The 20680-nt window shown below is 53.2% G+C and carries 16 protein-coding genes; 10 read left to right on the top strand and 6 right to left on the bottom strand.

All coding sequences use genetic code 11. The features are described from left to right. The first annotated feature begins 98 nt into the window (after positions 1-98). Positions 99-2366 carry a TonB-dependent receptor domain-containing protein gene (locus tag ACYVJQ_RS00525; protein WP_460891109.1) on the top strand — a complete coding sequence of 756 codons (2268 nt, stop codon included), beginning with the start codon at positions 99-101 and terminating at the stop codon, positions 2364-2366. A gap of 124 nt (positions 2367-2490) precedes the next feature. On the opposite strand, the gene ACYVJQ_RS00520 is transcribed toward ACYVJQ_RS00525, so the two are convergent. The 3 genes from ACYVJQ_RS00520 to ACYVJQ_RS00510 form a co-directional block, all read right to left on the bottom strand. Then, complete coding sequence (locus ACYVJQ_RS00520; RefSeq protein ID WP_460891108.1) at positions 2491-3153, bottom strand: hypothetical protein; 663 nt, start codon at positions 3151-3153, stop codon at positions 2491-2493. Positions 3154-3324: 171 nt separating this feature from the next. Beyond that, positions 3325-6312: a M16 family metallopeptidase gene (locus tag ACYVJQ_RS00515; protein WP_460891107.1), complete on the bottom strand. Its 2988-nt coding sequence runs from the start codon at positions 6310-6312 to the stop codon at positions 3325-3327. 281 nt (positions 6313-6593) lie between these two features. Then, the gene (locus tag ACYVJQ_RS00510; RefSeq protein WP_460891106.1) at positions 6594-8162 is read right to left on the bottom strand and encodes a serine hydrolase; all 1569 of its coding nucleotides are present in this window, start codon (positions 8160-8162) and stop codon (positions 6594-6596) included. Positions 8163-8358: 196 nt separating this feature from the next. Between ACYVJQ_RS00510 and ruvX the strand changes: the two genes are divergently transcribed. The 9 genes from ruvX (at position 8359) to hemN (ending at position 18271) form a co-directional block, all read left to right on the top strand. After that, entirely contained in the window at positions 8359-8778 is a 420-nt protein-coding gene (ruvX, locus tag ACYVJQ_RS00505) for a Holliday junction resolvase RuvX (protein WP_460891105.1), read from the top strand. Then, entirely contained in the window at positions 8775-9341 is a 567-nt protein-coding gene (gene def / locus ACYVJQ_RS00500) for a peptide deformylase (RefSeq protein ID WP_460891104.1), read from the top strand. The genes ruvX and def overlap by 4 nt, the downstream gene beginning before the upstream one ends. A gap of 752 nt (positions 9342-10093) precedes the next feature. After that, a complete protein-coding gene (locus ACYVJQ_RS00495; RefSeq protein ID WP_460891103.1) occupies positions 10094-11047 on the top strand; it encodes a zinc dependent phospholipase C family protein in 954 nt (317 codons plus the stop codon). A gap of 102 nt (positions 11048-11149) precedes the next feature. Next, positions 11150-11923, top strand: a complete 774-nt coding sequence (locus ACYVJQ_RS00490; protein ID WP_460891102.1) for a hypothetical protein — start codon at positions 11150-11152, stop codon at positions 11921-11923. A 159-nt stretch (positions 11924-12082) separates the two neighbouring features. Beyond that, positions 12083-12724, top strand: a complete 642-nt coding sequence (locus tag ACYVJQ_RS00485; protein ID WP_460891101.1) for a hypothetical protein — start codon at positions 12083-12085, stop codon at positions 12722-12724. A gap of 126 nt (positions 12725-12850) precedes the next feature. After that, the gene (locus tag ACYVJQ_RS00480; RefSeq protein ID WP_460891100.1) at positions 12851-14530 is read left to right on the top strand and encodes a S41 family peptidase; all 1680 of its coding nucleotides are present in this window, start codon (positions 12851-12853) and stop codon (positions 14528-14530) included. Between the two features lie 125 nt (positions 14531-14655). Continuing rightward, the gene (locus ACYVJQ_RS00475) at positions 14656-15855 is read left to right on the top strand and encodes a homogentisate 1,2-dioxygenase (RefSeq protein WP_460891099.1); all 1200 of its coding nucleotides are present in this window, start codon (positions 14656-14658) and stop codon (positions 15853-15855) included. Between the two features lie 232 nt (positions 15856-16087). Next, positions 16088-16636, top strand: a complete 549-nt coding sequence (locus ACYVJQ_RS00470; RefSeq protein ID WP_460891098.1) for an REP-associated tyrosine transposase — start codon at positions 16088-16090, stop codon at positions 16634-16636. A 237-nt stretch (positions 16637-16873) separates the two neighbouring features. Continuing rightward, on the top strand, positions 16874-18271 hold the full coding sequence (gene hemN / locus ACYVJQ_RS00465; RefSeq protein ID WP_460891097.1) for an oxygen-independent coproporphyrinogen III oxidase: 1398 nt from the start codon (positions 16874-16876) through the stop codon (positions 18269-18271). 246 nt (positions 18272-18517) lie between these two features. Here the strand turns inward: hemN and ACYVJQ_RS00460 are convergent, their stop codons facing one another. The 3 genes from ACYVJQ_RS00460 to ACYVJQ_RS00450 form a co-directional block, all read right to left on the bottom strand. Continuing rightward, the gene (locus ACYVJQ_RS00460) at positions 18518-19045 is read right to left on the bottom strand and encodes a CopD family protein (protein WP_460891403.1); all 528 of its coding nucleotides are present in this window, start codon (positions 19043-19045) and stop codon (positions 18518-18520) included. 138 nt (positions 19046-19183) lie between these two features. Then, positions 19184-19804: a hypothetical protein gene (locus tag ACYVJQ_RS00455; RefSeq protein ID WP_460891096.1), complete on the bottom strand. Its 621-nt coding sequence runs from the start codon at positions 19802-19804 to the stop codon at positions 19184-19186. A 5-nt stretch (positions 19805-19809) separates the two neighbouring features. Then, a complete protein-coding gene (locus tag ACYVJQ_RS00450) occupies positions 19810-20625 on the bottom strand; it encodes a metallophosphoesterase family protein (protein ID WP_460891095.1) in 816 nt (271 codons plus the stop codon). Positions 20626-20680 lie beyond the last annotated feature (55 nt).

The following is a 20680-nucleotide window of genomic DNA, read 5'->3' as shown; positions in this document are numbered from 1 at the left end:
CCGCAAGGCTCCACCCTCGTTTTTTCTAGCTTTGCAGCAGACTTGCTCTATTGTTCTTCAAGCAAAGGCTTGGCTTTCTTCCTTTGACTAACACACCTATGAAATACCTTTTTACCCTCCTGCTTCTGCTTACTTTTCTGCCCAGCTTCGCGCAAGTGACCGTGACTGGCCGGGTGCTGGATGCCCGTTCGCAGCAGCCGCTAAACGGAGCCGTGGTAACAGATACTAGAACCGGGACCAGGGCGCTTTCAGATGGGGCAGGGGCCTTCCAACTTATGCTAGCTTCCCGCTTTGACTCCATTCTAGTACAGCGCACCACTACGCACCGGGCGCAAAAGCTGGCCGCGCCCGTGGGCAAAAGCGAGCTGTTGGTGTTGCTGGAACCGTTGGCCGTAGCTTTGCAAGAAGTGGTGGTACGCGGCTATGAAACCAACCGTCCGCTCCAGAAAACCGCCGGGGCCATTGGGCTTCTAACTACCCGTGACCTGGAACGATTTCCGCAGACTACGCTGGTGCCTGCGCTGAATACCCTGCCCGGCGTACGCATGGAAGAACGGGCCACGGCCAGCTACCGCCTCTCCATAAGGGGCAGCAGCCTTCGAGCACCATACGGCGTGCGTAACGTGAAAGTATACCTGAATGAGATTCCGCTGGTAGAAGCCAACGGCACTATTCCCCTTAACATGCTGGATGCCGGCACCATTGGTAACGTGGAAGTGCTGAAAGGTCCGGCGGGCAGCGTGTACGGGGCCGGGACTGGGGGCACCGTATTGCTGGAAACGGCTCGGCCCCAGGAAAGCAGCATAATGGCCGGCGGCCTGGTGGGTTCTTATGGCCTGCGCCGCGGGTTTGCGGCCGCCAGTTTGGCCTCAGAGAAGTCTAACCTACTGTTGCGCTATGACCGCCAGACCCTGGATGGCTATCGCGAGCAAAGCGCCATGGACCGGAAAACGCTTCTGCTATCGGGGCAGTTTTACCCTTCCCCAAAGCAGATCCTTTCCTTTCATGCCTTGTACTCAGACCTGTTCTATGAATTGCCCGGCGCCCTCACCCAAGCCCAATTTGACGCCAACCCAAGGGCGGCGCGGCAGTTGAACAAAGATCAGAACGCCTCGCTTAACGTGGAAGGCCTGAACCTGGGCCTGGTGCATGTGTACCAATTCAATGATCGCTGGAGCAATACCACCTCCGTGTTTGGTGTGTTCAGTTTCCTCAACCATCCGTTCGTGACCGATTATGAACGGAACCTGAACCAAAGCTTCGGTGCCCGTACCCGCACTACCAACCGCACCCAATTAGCCAACCTGCCGGCCCGTTTCTCCCTGGGGGCCGAAGGACAGCGCCGGTTTGTGAACGCCCGCCAGTACGTGAACGCCAAAGGCACACCCGGCAAGCTGAACTATGATGATGAGGTAACCGTGCACGAAGGGTTTGTCTTCGGCCAGGCCGAACTGGATTTGCCGGCAGATTTCCTACTTACTCTAGGCGCCAGCCTGAACGGGCTACGGTATGACATTACCCGGGTCTCAGACGCCGCTACCAGGCCAGACGCCTACCGGCAGCGCCGGACCATTGACACCCAGTTCTCGCCCCGCATAGGATTGGTGAAAGTAATCACGCCTACCTTGTCTGCGCACGCCAGCGTGAGTGCCGGTTTCTCGCCGCCCACTGAGGCCGAGGTGCGGCCCTCTGACGGTAGCCTGAATACTGCTTTGCAACCAGAGCGCGGCTTGAACTATGAGGCAGGGGTACGGGGAAGTCTCTTGAACCAACGCTTTACCTTTGATGTGGTAGGGTTCCATTTTAAGTTGAAAGAAACTATTGTAAGCCGCACTACGGCATCGGGGGTAGTGGTTTTTGCCAATGCCGGTGCCACGCGGCAGCAGGGGGTAGAGGTAGCGCTGGGATACGCCCTGGTACAGAACCCAGAGGGAGCGTTACCCTTAGTGAAAGTATGGGGCACCTACACCTATAACCGCTTCCGGTTTCTTGACTACCGCCAGAACGAAAATGACTTCTCGGGTAACCGTCTCACCGGCACCGCCCCGCACGTAGCCGTGGCCGGCCTAGACGTAGAAAGCAAGCTGGGCCTTTACCTCAACGCCACCGCCAATTACACTGCAGAAACTCCCCTCAACGACGCCAACACCGTGTATGCCCCAAACTACTTTATCCTAGGTTCCCGCATCGGGTTCAGGCGCACCTTCCATGACACCTGGCACCTGGACCTATACGGCGGTATAGACAACGCTACCGATGAAGACTATAGCCTAGGCAATGACCTGAACGGCTTTGGCGGACGGTACTTCCAGGCAGCTCCAGGGCGGAATTTCTATGGCGGAGTGCAGGTAAGGAAAAGCTTTTGAGTTAGCCTTTTGGTAAAGCTGTTTTAGGCCTGTTTTTAGAAAAACGGGCCTAAAACGGAATTGATGTAAATTTTAGCCATTCAACACAAGCAAGAAATTGGGTCCTTTCTTATTGCCGATTACTTTAGGGTACCTTGGTAAACGTTTCCCGGTCCCGGAAGCCGCCCTGGCGCAGGAACTTTCTAAGCGATTTTTGGGAGGGATTGGCCAGGTAGATTTCCTTTTCCTGCCGGCGAACCGGGAGAAGTTCCTGCAGCTTGGCCAGGTCTGTAGAATCATTCAGATACATCAACTGGATTTCCTTCCGGCCGGTAGGTTTCAGGCAGAAAACTTTCCAGCGGTTAGGGGCCAGTTGCTGGTTCAGGAAATAAGCTCCTTTCCACTTACGAAGCCGGTGCGTGGCATCCTGCACAAAGAGCGTGTCTGCCAAGGTGGCCAGCAGAAAGATAGAATCAGGGGTGCTGCGCAGAACAGGTAACCCGTCCGGTGAATCTGGAGAGTAAAACGTATTATTTTCTAATCGGTAAGCCACTGAGTCTTTCTCCAACTCCTGCAGAGAAACCGGAACCGGAAGCCTTACCTTTCTGATGACGGTGGTGGCAGTGATCAGCAGCGTGGCACTATCCTGAGGGTTGTGGTATTCGCCTTGTACTGCCTTCGGGAACCCAGTTAATTCTGGGGACGTGAGGGGCTGTGGGTTCTTAAACTGGACGGCAGGCTCTGAGGAACAGGCCTGAAACCCCAGGAACAAAAAGATAGCGCTGCAGAAGGAAAGGAGTCTTTTCATGGCGTTGTCCTCCATTTCTCTTTAATGCCACCCACGCGCAGAGGTAACCCGCTTATTCTCAATAATTAACACAAGGTAAGATCGCAAAAAAAAGGCGTTTCCGGGGTGTTTTCCCGAAAACGCCTTTAAAACGTATTCCTTGCCGGCGGTTAGCCGGCGACTAGATTAAAACTAAAGGATCTTGCCTTGTACTTTGGCTTTGCGGCCTTTCTTAGGCTCTTCTTTTTTCACCTCTGGGGTTGCTGCGGGAGCATCGGCCTTGGCCATGATCACACTACCTTCTGCGTCCATTTCTACTACCTCGTAGCCAAGTTTCTCCAGGCCTGGTTTGATAGCGGCTTTGTCGCCTACCAGCATGATGCTCATGTTATCTACCGGCAGGTACTTTTTGGCCAGCGCGTTGATCTCCTCTTTGGTGATGTTCTGCAGGATCTCATTTTGCTTGGTCACGTAGTCTGGCGTGAGGTTATAGCGCAAGATGTTGTTCAGGAAGGCTGCCTTCTGGAAAGAGGTCTCATAGCGGCGGGCATCTGACTGGCCAATGGCGTTCTTCATGAAAGCCAGTTCCTCATCTGTGATTCCTTCATCCCGGAAACGCTTGATCTCCTTCATGAATTCTACCACAGACGCGTCTGAGGCATTGGAACGAACCCCGGCAGAAGCCGTGAACGGACCAGCTTCCTCGGTACCGGAGAAACCGGAGCGGGCGCCGTAGGTGTAGCCTTTATCTTCGCGCAGGTTCAGGTTAATGCGGCTGTTGAAAGCCCCGCCCAGCACGTAGTTCATCAAGCTGGCTTTGTAGTACTCGCCGGTGGCGTCATACGGTAAGGCCATGTACCCTATTCTGATCTCAGACTGGGCGGCTTTCTCTTTGTCTACAATGAAGATCTTGGTCTTGTCTATGCCGGCGGTTTTGAAGTCTGAAGGCATGGTCACCGGTTTAGGAGCCCACTTGTTCAGGAAAGCCAATTTAGGCATGATCTGCTTCTGCTCCACGTCTCCCACAATCACCAGGTTAGCCACGCTAGGCGAGAAGTAGTTCTGGTAGAACTTCTTCACGTCATCCAGCGATATGCTTTCCACGGTTTGCACGGTACCAGCCACCGGAATGGCCCGGATGTTGCCTTCGCCATACAGCATTTTGTTGTACACGTTGTCTGCTACCGTAGTGGCCTGGGTGCTCTGGTTCTTGATGGCTTCAATTCTTTGCTTTTTCAGGCGGTCAAACTCAGCCTGGTCAAACTTAGGCCGTAGCATACGCTCTTCCAGCAAGGCCAGGGTGGCGTCCAGGTTTTTCACTTGTGACTGCACAGAAATGGTCATGCTCTCAGAACCGCTGCCAAACCCAATGGAAGAACCAAGTTTCTCCAGTTCAGTGCTGATCTGCTCAGCGGTGTATTTCTGCGAAGACTCATTCAGCATAGAGGCCGTCAAAGAAGCCAGACCTGCTTTGGTTGGGTCGTGGGCCTCCAGTTTGTGGCCACCTTGTAAGGTGAACAGCAAGGTAACGGTAGGCACCTCGTCATTTTTGGTACCAATTACTTTAATACCGTTGGCCAGGCTTTCTTTCCAGAACGGTGGTACGGCAATGGTAGGAACCGCGCCGGCACCCGGACGTTTGCTGCGGTCAAAAGAATCTTTGGCTTTGGCGTATTTCAGGCCAGAGTACTGGTCAGCGGGGGCTTTGTAGCCGGCCGGGTTTACTTTGAAGTTATCGGCTTTGGCCACCATTTCAGGCTTGCCTTTAGGCACCACGCTCAGGATAACCGCTTTCTTGCCTTTAAGGTACTGGTTGTACACCCGCTGCACATCTGCTTTGGTCACGGCTTTCACGGCCTGCAGTTCTTTGGCCAGGTGGTTAGGGTTACCGGTCATGAACTGGTTGGCGGCCAGGGTAGAGGTTTTGCCCTGCACGCTGGACATTCTGTTGATGACGCTAGACTCATAAGAGGCCTTGAAACGGGCAATGTCCTCATCGGTCACGCCTCTTTTCTCAAACTCAGCAACGGCATCGCGCAATTGTTTCTCGGCATCGGCTAAGCTTTGGTTAGGTAATACGCGCGCAGAAAGCGTGAATTCACCGGCCAGCTCAGAAGTGGAATGGTAAGAACCGGCCTGGTTGGCTTTCTGCGTCTTTACCATGTTCTGGTAAATGATGGAGGTTCTGCCGCCGCCAATAATTTCTGAAAGAACGTCTAACGCCGGTTCATCTGGGTGGTTAGCCGGTACGGTAGGTAAGGTCATCTGCACCATAGGGAAGCGGATGTTGTCCTCATAGGAGATGTAACGGTCTTGGGTTAATACCGGGGCCGCCAGTTTCATGTTCTGCACCTCTGGGCCACGCGGAATGGAGCCGAAGTATTTCTCCGCCAACTTCACTACTTGCTCTGGGGTTACGTCACCACCAACAGTCAAAGTAGCGTTGTTAGGACCGTACCAGCGCAGGAAGAAGTTCTTAAGGTCGTTTACGTCTACGCGGTTCAGGTCTTCAATGTACCCAATGGTGGTCCAGGAGTAAGGGTGACCATAAGGGTAAAGGGCGGCCGAGGTTTTCTCATAGGTTAGGCCATATGGACGGTTGTCATAGTTCTGGCCCCGCTCGTTTTTCACGGTCTCGCGCTGTACCTCAAATTTCTTCTGGGTAACGGCGTCTAACAAAAAGCCCATGCGGTCAGCCTCCAGCCATACGGCTGTCTCTAACTGATTGCTGGGAACGGTTTCATAGTAGTTGGTGCGGTCACGGTTGGTAGATCCGTTCAGGGTTCCGCCGGCTTCAGAGACAATCTTGAAGTGCTCCTCATCCGCCACGTTGTCTGAGCCCTGGAACATCATGTGCTCAAAGAAGTGCGCGAAGCCAGACTTGCCTACTTCCTCGCGGGCTGAACCCACGTGGTAGGTCACGTCTACGTGTACAATAGGGTCTGAGTGATCCTCGTGCACCACCACGGTCAAGCCATTGGGTAACTGGTATTTCTCATACGGGATGAGCAGTTCGCCGCTCTTGCGGGTCACGGTCTCCAGTTTACGGGTGCCCTTTTGGGAGGCAGTGGCGGCAGTAGCGGGCTTTTTGGCCGGAACCGCCTTTTTCTGGGTTTGCGCCTGTGCCTGGGTCAACATGGCGGCGGCCAGCAAAATGGCCAGGGTAGTCTTCTTTGACATGCTTAAAAGTTGTTGGTGTTAGTTTCAGCTTGAAAATTAAGGATTTAACCTAGGAGCCTCTTGCACAATTCCTGGCTGTGAAAGGTTCCTTGAGGCAATAAAATAATGGAAAGCGCCAGTAGGTGCTGGTTTGCCAGGGGGGCGCTGCATAAGTCGTGGCACGGCGCGAAAAATTACACCGCTCCTCGATTTTAATCTGTTTTTCTAAAAACGGGCCTAAAACGAAACCCCGCCAAGTAACCAAGGTCCTCTATGCCTGGTGGGCCCAGCGCAAGCTTCTGCTATGGCTTTACCCGCGTGAACTCCAGTTCTGAGAAATGGAAATCTGGGTTGTTGGCGTCCAGACGTAGTTCCTGGATGGTGCCGTCTGGACCCGGTAAGAAGCGCGCTCTAGTGGGGGTAAGCAGCGCGAAGTTGTTTTTCCAGGCAAGGTCAAAGATATCTGGTTGCCACAGGCTGAGCTCTCCGCCCAACGCCGGGGCCGCCGCCAAGGCTAAGACCAGTTTGCCGTTCTGCAGGGTCACCGTGGCGTTGCCGTACAGTGGGCTGGCATAGGTGCCGGCATAGGCGCCTAAGTCACGCGTCAATTTGGCTTTGGGCAGCTTTACTTTGGGCTTTTTGGCTTCAGTGGCTTTCTGAGCTTGGCGATTTTTAGCGGCTAAATCCAGGCTGAACTGGCTCCAGTCACGGCCATTGGTTATACCCAGGAACTGGTCAACGGTGTAATTGGCGAGTGGGGCCGTGATGCTGCTCATGCTATTGGTCAGAATCACAATCCCTAGCTTTTCTTCGGGTACCAGCAGGGTGCGGCTGTTCATGCCTTCGTGGCCCCCGCTGTGCGACACTATTTTGCGGCCCTGGTAGTCATTGAGCATCCAGCCCAGACCAGCTCCACTAAAATGGGTGGAAGGGTTAATGGCTTCGGCCTGCTGTGAGACCGGGGTGGGATTGTGCATGGTCCACATGGTGTGGCTCACGGCCTCAGAGAACAGGCGTTGGCCTTTGTAAGTACCCCGGTTCAATTGCAGTTTCAGCCACTGGGCATCCTGGGTCACACTGGTGAAGATACCGGCGGCCGGGTTCCAGCTGTCCCAAGCGGTAAGCACGGTGGGCACCGGTTTGCCGCCTTCCTGGGTAGGGTTGGCATGCGGCGCGGCTACGTTGTCTACGCCTTTGAGTTGGTTAACCGAGATATAAGACCGGGTCATGCCCAGCGGCTTAAAGAAGCGTTCCTGAATGAACTGCTCCCAGGTTTTGCCAGAAACGGCCTCTAGCACTTCGCCGGCGGCGATGAACATGAGGTTGGAATAGCCATACCCGCCCCTGAACGGATAGGAAGGCTGCAGATATTTGGCACGTTGCAGAATCTCTTTGCGGCTATAAGTGGTGTTGTACCAGAGCAGGTCTCCGGAGAAGGTTTGCAGGCCCACGCGGTGACTCAAGAGATCACGTATGTTCAGGTTCTGAGTGACGTAGGGGTCATAGAGTTGCAGGTAGGGCAGGTATTTAATGACTTTGTCGTCCCAGCTCAGTTTGCCTTCGTCAACGAGCATGCCCAGCGCCGCGGCAGTATAGGCCTTGGAATTGGAGGCAATCCCGAAGAGGGTGTTGGCATCTACCGCCCCGCCTTTCTGCTGGTCGCGCACGCCGTAGCCTTTGGCAAACACCACGGAGTCATTCTTGACAATGGCAATGGCCATACCGGGCACGTTCCAGTCTTTAAGGGCCTTCTGGTAATAGGCGTCCAGTTTCTGGAGATCGGCTTGGGCAAATACGGGTAGGGAAAGGCTCCAAAGAAAGAGCGCCAGAAAAGAAAGCCGCAGAGACCGGCCGGAAGAGGTCAGGGACATGTTGGAAAGGTTCGTTTCACCCACCAAGGTACGCAAAAGAGTGATGGCATAAAAGAGGGGTTGACGGCGGCGGCGGGCATGAATTCAGAATAATAGCTACCTTTGCCAGGGCATTACCCGCAGGTGCTTTCATCTGCCCAGGAGCCAGCGCTGTTTCAAGGGTGTTTTTTGGAAAACAGCGTCAAAACGAATAACCATGGGGCGAATACTGGCCATAGATTACGGAGTGAAACGAGTAGGGCTGGCAGTGACAGACCCGCTGCAACTCATCGCCTCGGCGCTGGACACGGTGCACGCCCAGGATGTGCTGGCGTTCCTGACCCAGTATTTCCAGAAAGAGCAGGTAGACGAGGTGGTGATAGGCATGCCCAAGCACCTGGACAGTTCAGACACCAACAACACCCAGCACGTGGTGGGCTTCGTCCGGAAACTTCAGAAGCTGTTTCCGGGTTTAAAGGTAACCACCCATGACGAGCGCTTTACGTCGCGCATGGCGTTCCAGACCATGCTTGACGTGGGCTTGGGCAAAAAGGCGCGGGCCAACAAAGCCACCGTGGACAAAATTAGCGCCACCATTATTTTACAGAGTTATTTAGAGAGCAAGCAATACTTATGATCTACCCTATAGTTGCCTACGGCGATCCGGTGCTGCGCACCAAGGCCCAGGATATACCTAAAGATTACCCCGAGCTGGACAAGCTCATTGCCGATATGTTTGAGACCATGTATTATGCGCACGGCGTAGGCCTGGCCGCCCCGCAGATTGGCAAAAGCATCAGGCTGTTCGTGATTGACTCCAAGCCGTTTATGGAAGAGGGCGAAGAGGAAAAAGGCGTAAAAAGGGCGTTCATCAATCCCGTGATCATAGAAGAGAGTGGCGAGGAGTGGGGCTTTGACGAAGGCTGCCTGAGCATACCCGGCGTACGCGAGGAGGTATGGCGCCAGGAGAACGTGAAGATCCGGTACTATGATGAGACCTGGACCCTGCGCGAAGACGACTTTGACGACGTGACCGCCCGCGTCATCCAGCACGAGTATGACCACATTGAAGGCATCCTCTTCACAGACCATTTATCGGCTTTGAAAAAACGTCTCATCAAAGGCCGCCTCACCAAAATCTCCAAAGGCGACGTGGACGCTGATTACCGCATGAAATTCGCGGGATTAGGCAAACGGTAGGTTCCCAAATACGTTAGAGAAAGTACCTACTGTTATATAATATAAAAGAGCCCTTCCGGCGCCATTGGCGCCGGAAGGGCTCTTTCCTTTGGGGCTGTTTTTGGGAAAACGGGCGGGAAACGGGTGCGTTGAGTCCTGAGTTGGGAATGCGTGCTCTCCTGTGTAAACACCCCTCTCCAGAGCTTTGCTCGCTGCCTCGAACTCTCGTTCGGGCAATCCTCAAGGGGAGAGTCTGCGTTTAATAAGCGGTTTAGTCATCTTTAAGCAGTATTGGGTTTTAAGCCTGTTTTCCCAAAAATGTGCCCAAAACGCCATTTACCCTAAAGCGTTATTGAAGAACCTCATACCCAATCGTTTTCCCAGTTCCAGTCTTTACTTCGAGCGCCTCGCTTGTGGCCCTGCAGGGACTTTACTAAGAGAGAACTGCAACTCGGCCGCAAGGGCAGTGCGAGGGGGAAAGACGGGGCCCCGCGGCCGTGAGCGCTCGGAGGGAAACAATGCAATAAAAAAGGCATAAGGGCTTAAGGCGACAGCCGAAACTACGCCAGCCACAGGCGGGAATGCGTGCACAGGATATAATAGAAACGCAGTCTCAGTCTTTATCCCCTATAAACACCAACTCCAGCAAGCAAGTACCAAGGCTTAGGTAGACACCACGCCAGCGGGAATCAGAATTGCCAAAAAAGCCAAATCAAACTTAAAGTCTTAGAAACCAGTTTATCAAAGCCCCGTTACTTTTCGTATACCCCTCCATGCGAAAAATCCTCCTCCTGCTTTTTCTGCTACAGCCCATAAGCCCCGTCTTCCCCTGGGGCTTCTACGCGCACCAGCGCATCAACCGGCAGGCGGTGTTCACGCTACCCCCAGAGATGGTGGGCTTTTACAAACAACACCTGCCTTACATCACAGAACAAGCCGTGGCTCCGGATAAGCGGCGTTACGCGGTACCCGAGGAAGGGGCGAGGCACTTTATTGACCTGGATGTGTACGGCGACAGTGCCCTGCAGAAACTTCCTCGGCGCTGGGAAGAGGCCATCAAGCAAATCCACCCGGATACCCTGCAGCGACATGGCATCGTGCCATGGCACATCAACTTTATGCAGTACCAACTCACGGAGGCCTTCAAGCAACATGACCTGCAACGCATTTTAAGGGTTTCCGCGGAGCTGGGACATTACGTGGCAGATGCCTGCGTGCCCTTGCATACCACCCGCAACTATAATGGCCAGTTTACAAACCAGCGTGGTATCCATGGCCTATGGGAAAGTCGGTTGCCGGAACTCTGGAGCCAGGAGTATGATTTCTTTCTGGGGCAGGCTGAGTACCTGAAGAACCCGGGAATCAAAGCCTGGGAGATTGTGGCCCGGTCGCATGCGGCTCTGGACAGCGTCTTCTCTGTTGAGCGCCAACTCACCAACACCCTACCAGAGGATAAGAAATACAGCCTGGAGGAACGAGGCGCGGCCACAGTAAAAGTCTATTCAAGGGACTTCAGCCGGGGTTATCACCAGGGGCTGCACGGACAGGTGGAGCGCCAGATGCGGTTGGCGGTGCACCTGGTGGCCAGTTACTGGTATACCGCCTGGGTGAACGCTGGTCAGCCCGATCTTAAGAATCTGGCCCCGCTTACCGCCGGGCAAAGGGAGGAGTTGGAGCTGGAAAAGACCCGATACCAAACCGGCGAACACGACGAGCGGGAACACTAAAGGACATTTCTAAGCCGTTTTATGGAAATCAGGTAAAAAACGTATCTTACAAGTAAGGAAGCCACGCAGGGAGAGGGGATGTAAACTTGGAAGGGTCTTAGCATGAGAAGTAACCTGAGGTTTGATATTGGCATGATTGGGTTTGGCATAGCCTTGCTGACCTGGCAGCGGTTCTGGTGGGAACCGGCTAAGGACAAAGCAGCCGCTAAGGCCCACTATATTCTTGCGGCCAGCACCTCAAAGTCTGGGTTGTCGCCTTCCGCACCGCAGTGGGAAATCACGTATCCAGAGAACTCCCCCTACTGTAATCTTACCCCGCCGCCAGGCATCACGCCTAACCCTTTCCAGGAAGTTTACCGCCTGGTGCGCGAGACCGGTCCCGTGCATGATTACTCGGGCAAAGACACCGACATGCGACTGCTCCTGGCCAAGTATGAAAAAGAAGACTATTACTTCGTGATTCAGCAACAGGTGGCTAATGAGATGCTGCGCCGGGAACTGTTCCCGCACTATTACCAGGACCCCACGCAGCCCAACATGCTGGAGGCCATTGGCTTTTACACGCAGCAACTGGTAGAGGCCGGCTCCGCCGATGCCAAGCTGGTGTATATGGGCCTACAGGCCTTGAAAGGGCATTGGACTGAGAAACAGATTGCCCTTCTGGCGCAGGCCACGGCCCGGCAGGTGAAGGCCGTGACCGCATCGGTCTCCCATGATACCACCACCTTAGCCGGCTATTACCGGCAGGTCTATGCCCGTGAACTTACCAAACTGAGTAACAGACTGCAAGAAAACCAAAACGTGGATAACATGGTGGATAAGCGGGTGTATAAACCCGTGGATAAAGATTCTAACCTACTTTCTTCCACTAACTGAGTTAAAGTATTACTTTAGGCGCAACGGATATAATTTTTTGTTCCTCCCGCGTTGCTTAAGCAAGCGTATTACAATCTTTAAATGGTGATTTCATTTCCCCGAGGGGCTGCTTTTTTAGGGGCTTTTTTGTTGGTGACCAGCTTGTCTTCCTGTGAGAAGATGCTTAGAGACAGGGCCACAAAAGAGAAAGCCAATTCAGATTCCACTGCCGTGGCTGTGCCGCAGCAGGCAGACTCAGCGCAGGTGGCGGCCCGGCCCAAAGAGCCCGAATATGAGATAACGTATCCCAAAGGGTCAAAGTACCAGGACCTGACACCCCCTGCCGGGGCCACCCCCAATCCGTTTGAAGAGATAGCCCGTATATCGGCTGCGCACGCAGAAAGCAGCAACTGGGCCGATAAGCACGCCGACATCAAAGGGCTGCTTTTGCAGAGTGCGCGCAAAGACTACCTGTTTGTGTTACAGCAGCAGGCGGCCAATGAGATGCTGCGGCATGAGCTTTTCCCGCATTATTACCAGGACATGAACAACACCTCGGTGCTGGATAAGATTGGGTACTACGCTGAGCAATTGGCAGAAGCAAAGTCTGAAGATTCTGAGCTGATCTACAAATGCCTTCGGGCCTTAAAAGGGTATTGGGATGATGACCGGATTGCCGAGGTGGCCCGTGTGACCGCCACCCGCGTGCAGGCACGGCCTATTCTGTCAGCGGCAGATACCACTACCCGCAACGGCAGTTACCGGCAGATTTACGCCCGTGAGCTTAAGAAAATGGCCCAACGCCTATCTGGCAAAGGCTGAAGTACTTAGGCAACTATTATTAATCAAAATTTGTACTATATTAGAGGACTTCTTTATCAAGCTTGCTTTAACCTACAGTGAAAAAGCATTCCTTAAAGAAGGTAACAGAGATTGAAATATGACCACATGGATAATATGAACGAGAACCATGAACCCCAGAAAATAAAGAACTCTTTATTTCAGGTGCGTTTGCCGTTTTTTTTAGGACTGGCGGTGGCAGTAGGCATCCTGCTGGGGGCCACTCTGTTTCAGCCCAGTTCTAATAATCCGCAGGGCACGGCCCGGGGTTACCTTAAATTCAGGGAGATCCTGAGTTACATAGACCGCGAGTACGTAGATACCGTGAACACAGAGCGCCTCTCTGAGTTTGCCATCAACAAAATGCTGGAAAAACTAGACCCGCACTCTTCCTACATTCCCACCCGAGACCTCACCATGGCGCGCTCTTACCTAGAGAGCGACTTTGACGGTATTGGCGTGGAGTTCAATATTTTCAGAGACACCCTCTACGTGATTGCGCCTTTGAGTGGTGGTCCGTCTGAGCAAGTGGGTATTCAGGCCGGCGACAGAATTATCAAAGTAAACGGCGAGAACATTGCCGGGGTGAATATCTCTAATGATGTGGTGTTCAAGAAACTGAGAGGCCCCCGGGGTTCCAAAGTAAACCTTTCGGTGTTGCGCCCCAATGAAACCAAGCCGGTGCAGTTCTCGGTGGTTAGACGTAAGATTCCGTCTGTTTCTGTGGACGCTTCTTACATGATTGACAAGCAGACCGGTTACATTAAAGTGAGCCGTTTCTCTAACGGAACTTATGAGGAGTTCAAAACCAAACTGGCCGGCCTGAAAAAACAAGGCCTGCAGCGCCTGATCCTGGATTTACGGGACAACCCTGGCGGCTACCTGGACCACGCCACCCGCATGGCCGATGAGTTCATTGCCGGCAACAAAAAACTGGTATACACAGACGGCAAAGGCTCTAAATATGACGCTGACTACTACGCCAAGACCAAAGGTGATTTTGAGACCGGTGACCTGATCGTGCTCATCAATGAAGGCAGTGCCTCGGCGTCTGAGATTCTGGCCGGTGCCCTGCAGGACCATGACCGTGCCTTGATCGTGGGCCGCCGTTCCTTCGGGAAAGGGTTGGTGCAGGTGCCTATTCCGTTGTCAGACGGTTCTGAGCTTCGGCTTACTATCTCAAGATATTACACGCCAAGCGGGCGCTCTATCCAGAAGCCCTATGACCCAGACGCTACTGAGGATTATGAGCAGGACATGGCCAACCGCTACAAGCACGGTGAGTTTTTCAGCCAGGACAGCATTAAGTTCAATGACTCGCTTAAATACAAAACCAGCCGCGGGCGGGTAGTGTATGGCGGCGGCGGTATCATGCCTGACGTGTTTGTCCCCCGTGACACCACTGATAATACAGAGCTGTTAACTGAGCTGTACCGCAAGAACGTGCTGCGCGAATACGCCCTTAACTATTTCAGGGAGCACCGCAAGCAGCTGGAAACCACCACGCTCACAGATTTCAGGGAGACATTCCATGTGACAGACGCCATGATGACCGCCCTCCTGAAACAAGCCAAGCGCGCTGATATCAAAATAGACAACACGGAGCTGAAAAGGTCTGAGAAAACCATTCAGAATAACCTCAAGGCGTTCATTGCCCGCAGCCGCTATGAGGCCGAAGGTTTCTACCCGGTGCTAAACGAGATTGACCCCGATTTCCAGAAGGCCCTTGGGCTTTTTGAACAGGCCAAACAGATAAGTCTTGGCAAAGTGACCACCGCCAAGAAGTAACCAAAAGCGCCGCCGGAAATTATTCCGGCGGCGCTTTTTTTGTTTGTGGGCAGAACATATCCTAACTTATTCACCCAATCCAGCAAGAGCGTACGTATTTCTGGAACAACCCTCATTGAACAGACATGGCATATTATCATAGGTTAGGCAACATTCCGCGCAAACGGCACACGCAGTTCCGGAAGCCAGACGGCACGCTGTACCATGAGCAACTGGTGGGTACGCTCGGGTTCTCGGGTGTCTCTTCGCTGCTCTACCACAATCACCCGCCCACCCGCATCACGCGCATTGGCGAGCCGGTAGCCTACGGTCCGGTAAAGTCAGACGTGCCGCTGGCGCCCTACCACCTGCGTCCCTTCAAGGGAGAAAGCACCGGTATAGATTACCTAAGTGCCCGCAAGACGGTGCTCATGAACAATGATTGCACCATCTCCATCTGCCTGCCGCAGGAGCGCCAGATGAACTATTTCTATAAGAATGCGCTGGCAGACGAGATTGTGTTCATCCATGAGGGCTTCGGCGAACTGCTCTCCCAAATGGGGCGTCTGGAAGTAGAGGCTGGCGACTATGTGGTTATCCCGCGCACCATCATTCACCAATGGAAATGGAACGAAGGCCCCGTACGCCTGCTTATCACCGAAAGCTTCAGCCCCGTGGAGACCGTACGGCGTTACCGCAACCACTTCGGGCAGTTGCTGGAGCACTCGCCCTACTGTGAGCGCGACATCCGTCCGCCCCATGAATTGCTGGTAGATGATGCCCCCGGCGATTACCTGGTCCAAATCAAGAAAGAAGGCTTCCTGCACCAGTATCACTATGACTTCTCGCCGCTGGATGTGGTAGGCTGGGACGGCTATTTCTATCCTTACGCCTTCTCCATCCATGACTTTGAGCCCATTACCGGCCGCATTCACCAACCACCGCCCGTACACCAGACTTTTGAGACGCAAGGCTTTGTGGTTTGCTCGTTCGTACCGCGCCTCTTTGACTATCATCCAGAGGCCATTCCGGCGCCATACAACCACTCCAACGTAGACTCAGACGAGATCCTGTACTATGTGGCCGGTAACTTCATGAGCAGAAAAGGCATTGACATCGCCTCATTCACCATTCATCCCAGCGGCCTTCCGCATGGCCCGCACCCCGGAACCGTAGAAGCCAGCATTGGCAAGAAAGAAACCCATGAACTAGCCGTGATGATTGACACATTTAAGCCGTTGTATCTAACAGTGGATGCCCTGGAATTGCTTGATCAGAACTACCCCATGAGCTGGAACCCAGACATAGCTCCGGCCGCGCCCCGGCCCGCCGATATGATGGATTAGCGTTTTAAGCCCGTTTTTGGGAAAACAGGCTTAAAACAGCTTTTAAAGCAGCAGCCTCTCCTTCCAGAGAGGCTTCTGCTTCTTTAAAGGAAGTTTATAAACTTCCGGCATATTCATCACAAGTTACGCTATCGCTAAACTTGCGATAGGTAACACATTCTCCCGCAAGTTTAGCGATAGCGTAACTTGTGGGGACTTAGTGAAGTAAGTTTATAAACTTACTTATTCCCCTATGAGCCGCAGCTACAAAGTAAGAAACCAGCACTACCTGTACTTTGTCTCTTTCGCCACCGTTAATTGGATAGACGTGTTTACCCGAAGGGAGTACAAAGACATCTTCGTGGAAAGCCTGAAATACTGTATCAAGAACAAGGGCCTGGAGGTGTATGCTTGGTGCCTCATGTCCAACCACGCGCACCTCATTATCGGGTCAACCGGCGAAAAGCTGGAACATATCTTACGGGACCTGAAGCGGCATACTTCCAAAGAACTGACCAAGGCCATTGAAGGGAATAATCAGGAAAGCCGGCGGGCCTGGATGCTCTGGATGTTTGAGCGGGCCGGCAGCCAAAACCCAAACAACACGAAGCATCAATTCTGGCAGCAGCACAACCACCCCATTGAATTAAGCACCAATCTACTGCTGGAGCAACGCCTGAAATACCTGCACCAGAACCCAGCGGTGGCGGGTTGGGTAGACGAGCCGGAGCATTACCTCTACAGCAGTGCCCGTGACTATGCCGGTCAGAAAGGGTTGGTGCCGGTGGTTTTAATCAGCTGATAAGGAAGTTTATAAACTTCCGGATTTGTTACCCACAAGTTACGCTGTCGCTAAACTTGCGGGAGAGACGAGCTTTCCTGTTTTGAGCCCATTTTGGCCAAAACAGGCTCAAAACGGCATTCCTGGAGAATAACGTCCATAATGTCACCCAGCAGGAGGTAGTAAACTGATGAAGATCACCCTTTCCGGTGACGGGGCTCCAGTGCAGCAGGGGAGGCGGGTGCCTACCTTTGTAACATGGATTTGCAACTTACTCCCTCAGTTTCGTCTTCAGACTTAGTTAAGAAATATAATGTGCCGGTGCCCCGGTACACCAGTTACCCAACTGTGCCTTTCTGGGGCAATAGCTTACCAGACACCCAAGCCTGGCAAGAAACGCTACTTTCTACGTTTAAAGCCACTAACAAAGAAGAGGGCATTAGCCTGTACCTGCACCTGCCTTTCTGCGAGAGCCTGTGTACCTACTGCGGTTGCAACAAACGCATTACCAAAAACCACGGCGTGGAGCCTATTTACCTGAAAGCCATCCTTCAGGAATGGGACAAATATTTGGCGCTGTTCCCAGAGAAACCGGTCATCCGGGAAATTCACCTGGGCGGCGGAACCCCCACCTTCTTCAGCCCTGAGAACCTGACCCATTTGTTAACCAAACTGCTGGCCAACGCCGAAGTACACCCGCAGCATGAGTTCAGTTTTGAAGGCCACCCCAACAACACTACGGCAGAGCACTTGCAGGCCCTCTATGACCTAGGTTTCAGAAGAGTAAGCTATGGCGTGCAGGACCTCTCAGAGAAAGTGCAGAAAGCCATTAACCGTATTCAACCCCTTGAGAACCTCGTTCGGGCCACTGAACAGGCCCGCGAGATTGGCTACACCTCGGTGAACTATGATTTGATCTATGGGCTTCCGTTCCAGACGGCAGAAAGCATAGCGGAGACCTTCCGGCAGGTCATTGCCTTAAAACCAGACCGCATTGCCTACTACAGCTACGCCCACGTGCCCTGGAAAGAGAAATCGCAGCGGGCGTACTCAGAAGAAGACCTTCCGGCGGAAGACGAGAAACTGGCGTTGTACACCCTAGGGCAGAAAATGTTGCTGGAAGCCGGCTATGAAGACGTAGGCATGGACCACTTCGCGTTCCCGGAGGAGGAACTGTGCGTGGCCCAGCGCGAAGGCCGCCTACACCGCAATTTCATGGGCTACACCACCAACCAAACCCAGTTAATGATCGGTCTGGGCGTGTCTGCCATCAGTGACCTGTATCGCGGGTACCTGCAGAACGTGAAAACGGTAGAGGAATATTATGCCCTGCTAGCCATGGGTGAATGGCCCGTCATGAAAGGTTTCCTGCTCACCGAGTTGGACGTGCAGATGCGCCGCCATATCCTGGACATTGCCTGTAACGGACAAACCAGCTGGCAAGACAGCCCAGCCCTGGCCCTTATCCAGGGGAAAGTAGTACCCGCCCTGCAAGACCTGTCCGCCGATGGCCTGATTGAATTGGGTGAAAATGAACTGAAGCTTACCAGCACCGGCCGCCGTTTCCTGCGCTCTGTGTGTGCCGCCTTTGACCTGTACCTGAAGGCTACCCCGGCAGAAGGCCCGGCCAAGCCGATGTTCAGCAAGGCTGTTTAATAGAATACGTTTTGAGCCCGTTTTTTGAAAAACAGGCCTAAAACAGAACCATCAGGCCACGCCTGAACCAAAAGAAGTAGAAGAAGAAATCGGCTTACGCCGAAAAAGATATTTTTTGTTTGTTAGTAATGGTGAGAGGGAAGGCGCGGATTTTGTCTTAGTCATCCAGCAGTGTCAGGTGGTGCAACATCTGACACTTTTTTTTTGCCCAAACCGGAAGGGCGCAGCAAAAACAACGGTAGCAACTTAGTCTTTTCTAAGCCTTCTATACACCATAATGGCGGCCATGAGCAGCACGGAGAGCGCTATAAAACCCAGTACGCCCCACGTGGCGCTGAGTCCGTTTTTGAGCACCACCAGAAACACAATGCTGATCAGGAGTAGGGTGGCTACCTCGTTCCAGATCCGTAAGGCCGTGGAGCTTTGCCGTATCTCGCCGCGCTGCTGCTGTTTGAAAATGTGGTGGCAGTAAAACTGATACCCCAGCAATGCGGCTACAAACCCCAGCTTCATCCAGAGCCAACCTGGAATAGGCAGGTAAAACTGCAGCAGGCTAAGGCCCATGATCACGGTAAGGATGGCCGAGGGCCAGGTAATGCCGTACCAAAGGCGCCGCTGCATGAGGGCAAACTGTTTCTGCAGAATGCTTTTCTCGGGTTCGGGCTTTTGGGCGGTCTCGGCGTAGTACACAAACAGGCGCACAATGTAGAAGAGCCCGGCAAACCAGGTCACTATAAAGATGATGTGCAGTGCTTTCAGATATGCGTAGCTCATAGCGGTGGTGGCCAGGGGAGAAGCCAAGACTTTCTCCCGCAAAAATGGGGGGTTGTCCGGTAGAAACCTAACGGCAGCGGCGCAGAAAGGCAAATTACGTTTTGGGCCTGTTTTCTGGAAAACAGGCCCAAAACAGGTTTACAGGCTCAACCGCAGACCCACGGCCAGGTTAAGAATGTCTGGGATGCTAATGCCTTTGTTTCGGTACTTGTCTACAATCATCACCTCGCTGGTGCCAATCTCGCCATAAAATTCACCATACAGGGGTCGGTTTCTGCCCTTGAAATTCCTGCCTAAAGAGGAGCCTACAAACGGGAGAATACGGGTGGCGGTGGGCCAGATGTAGTAGCCGTTGGGGTATTTCTTAGGGAAGAACGTCTCAAACTGCTCGCCAATGGTCATGCTAATGCCCGCGCCCGCCTTAATCCAGCTTATCATAAAACCTTTGTACAGGGGTTTGGGATGGGACTGGTAGTAGATTCTGGTGGTAAACGTATGGATGGTGTTCTTGAACCCATGGTTGGGCGCGAAGCCGTACATGAGCTCGGCGTTGGTGCGGTCATGCTTACCGAAGTCATAGCCAAAACCCGCCGAGAGAACGCCAATGAGCCCGGCATGCTGCATTACCAGATAATCTGGGGCCCAGCGGCTGTTCTTGGGGCGGTCTACTTTGTCAACTTGGAGCGTATCTGTTTGTGCCAGCCCGCGCAAGGGGAGCGTAAGGCAAAGAAGCAGGCAAAAGGAGGTGAGGTAACGCATACGGCCTAAAAATCAATTTTTTCAAAGGTGGCTTGCGTGCCCTGCACCGTCACCAGCACATAGCTTCGTTTCTGAGAGGCCGCCGTGGTTACATACTGGATGCCGTCATTGTAAAGCTGCTTGGCTATGTAGTTGTGCGTATGGCCGTGCAAAGAAAGGCGCACACCGTACTTGCGCATGAGGCTGGCATAAGCCTGCTCTTTGGCTTTGTTGGCCTCGCCGTTATTAGGGATGATGTGTGAGATCACAAACTTATTGGTGATGGTGGCCGGGGTCTGCAGTTCTTTTTCCAGCCAGCCCAGGTCTGGCACGCTCTCATCAAACTCCAGGAAGTTGGTGTTCAGAAAGATGAATTTGTTGGGGCCGAAGGTGAAAGAGTGGTTCAGGGGGCCGTACATTTCCTTGTAGACCTTGTCACCGTCACCCAGGCAGTCATGGTTACCGATCACGGTCACGTAGGGTACCTTAAGCTTGGCCAAGACGCGGTGCATGCGCTCAAACTCATCTGTAAAGGCGTAATTGGTCAGGTCTCCGCCGTGCAGCACAAAGGCAATGTCACGGTTGTTCATGTCTTTCACCATGTCTTCGGTTTCGGCAAAGAACCCCTGGGTGTCTGCCGTAAAGGCGAAGCGCAAAGGCGTCTGGGGGTTGTACTGCCCCTCCAGGGCTTTGATCCACTCCACGTTCTGGGCGGTAAGGTTCTTGTATTCCAGTTTGCCCTCATAGGGATGGTTCTGGAACGCGTCGCAGCCGGAAAGGGAAAGAAATAGAAAAGATAGGGCTACTTGCCTGGTAAACCGGCGAAGCATAGGAGCATTCATCTGGAATAGGAAAAGGAGTAAATACTCTCCTATACCTATTCTTGCCAGAAGAGTT

The organism is Rufibacter soli (assembly GCF_054781795.1).
The sequence above is the reverse complement of the archived record's forward strand: the minus strand, read 5'-3'. Positions and strand labels throughout refer to the sequence as shown.

Coding starts and splice junctions, on each gene's coding strand:
- ACYVJQ_RS00510 (WP_460891106.1), bottom strand. CDS start 8,162: ATGTCCCTGACCTCTTCCGGCCGGTCTCTGCGGCTTTCTTTTCTGGCG.
- ACYVJQ_RS00525 (WP_460891109.1), top strand. CDS start 99: ATGAAATACCTTTTTACCCTCCTGCTTCTGCTTACTTTTCTGCCCAGC.
- ACYVJQ_RS00515 (WP_460891107.1), bottom strand. CDS start 6,312: ATGTCAAAGAAGACTACCCTGGCCATTTTGCTGGCCGCCGCCATGTTG.
- def (WP_460891104.1), top strand. CDS start 8,775: ATGATCTACCCTATAGTTGCCTACGGCGATCCGGTGCTGCGCACCAAG.
- hemN (WP_460891097.1), top strand. CDS start 16,874: ATGGATTTGCAACTTACTCCCTCAGTTTCGTCTTCAGACTTAGTTAAG.
- ACYVJQ_RS00470 (WP_460891098.1), top strand. CDS start 16,088: ATGAGCCGCAGCTACAAAGTAAGAAACCAGCACTACCTGTACTTTGTC.
- ACYVJQ_RS00475 (WP_460891099.1), top strand. CDS start 14,656: ATGGCATATTATCATAGGTTAGGCAACATTCCGCGCAAACGGCACACG.
- ACYVJQ_RS00520 (WP_460891108.1), bottom strand. CDS start 3,153: ATGAAAAGACTCCTTTCCTTCTGCAGCGCTATCTTTTTGTTCCTGGGG.
- ACYVJQ_RS00490 (WP_460891102.1), top strand. CDS start 11,150: ATGAGAAGTAACCTGAGGTTTGATATTGGCATGATTGGGTTTGGCATA.
- ACYVJQ_RS00480 (WP_460891100.1), top strand. CDS start 12,851: ATGGATAATATGAACGAGAACCATGAACCCCAGAAAATAAAGAACTCT.
- ACYVJQ_RS00495 (WP_460891103.1), top strand. CDS start 10,094: ATGCGAAAAATCCTCCTCCTGCTTTTTCTGCTACAGCCCATAAGCCCC.
- ACYVJQ_RS00485 (WP_460891101.1), top strand. CDS start 12,083: ATGCTTAGAGACAGGGCCACAAAAGAGAAAGCCAATTCAGATTCCACT.
- ACYVJQ_RS00460 (WP_460891403.1), bottom strand. CDS start 19,045: ATGAGCTACGCATATCTGAAAGCACTGCACATCATCTTTATAGTGACC.
- ruvX (WP_460891105.1), top strand. CDS start 8,359: ATGGGGCGAATACTGGCCATAGATTACGGAGTGAAACGAGTAGGGCTG.
- ACYVJQ_RS00450 (WP_460891095.1), bottom strand. CDS start 20,625: ATGAATGCTCCTATGCTTCGCCGGTTTACCAGGCAAGTAGCCCTATCT.
- ACYVJQ_RS00455 (WP_460891096.1), bottom strand. CDS start 19,804: ATGCGTTACCTCACCTCCTTTTGCCTGCTTCTTTGCCTTACGCTCCCC.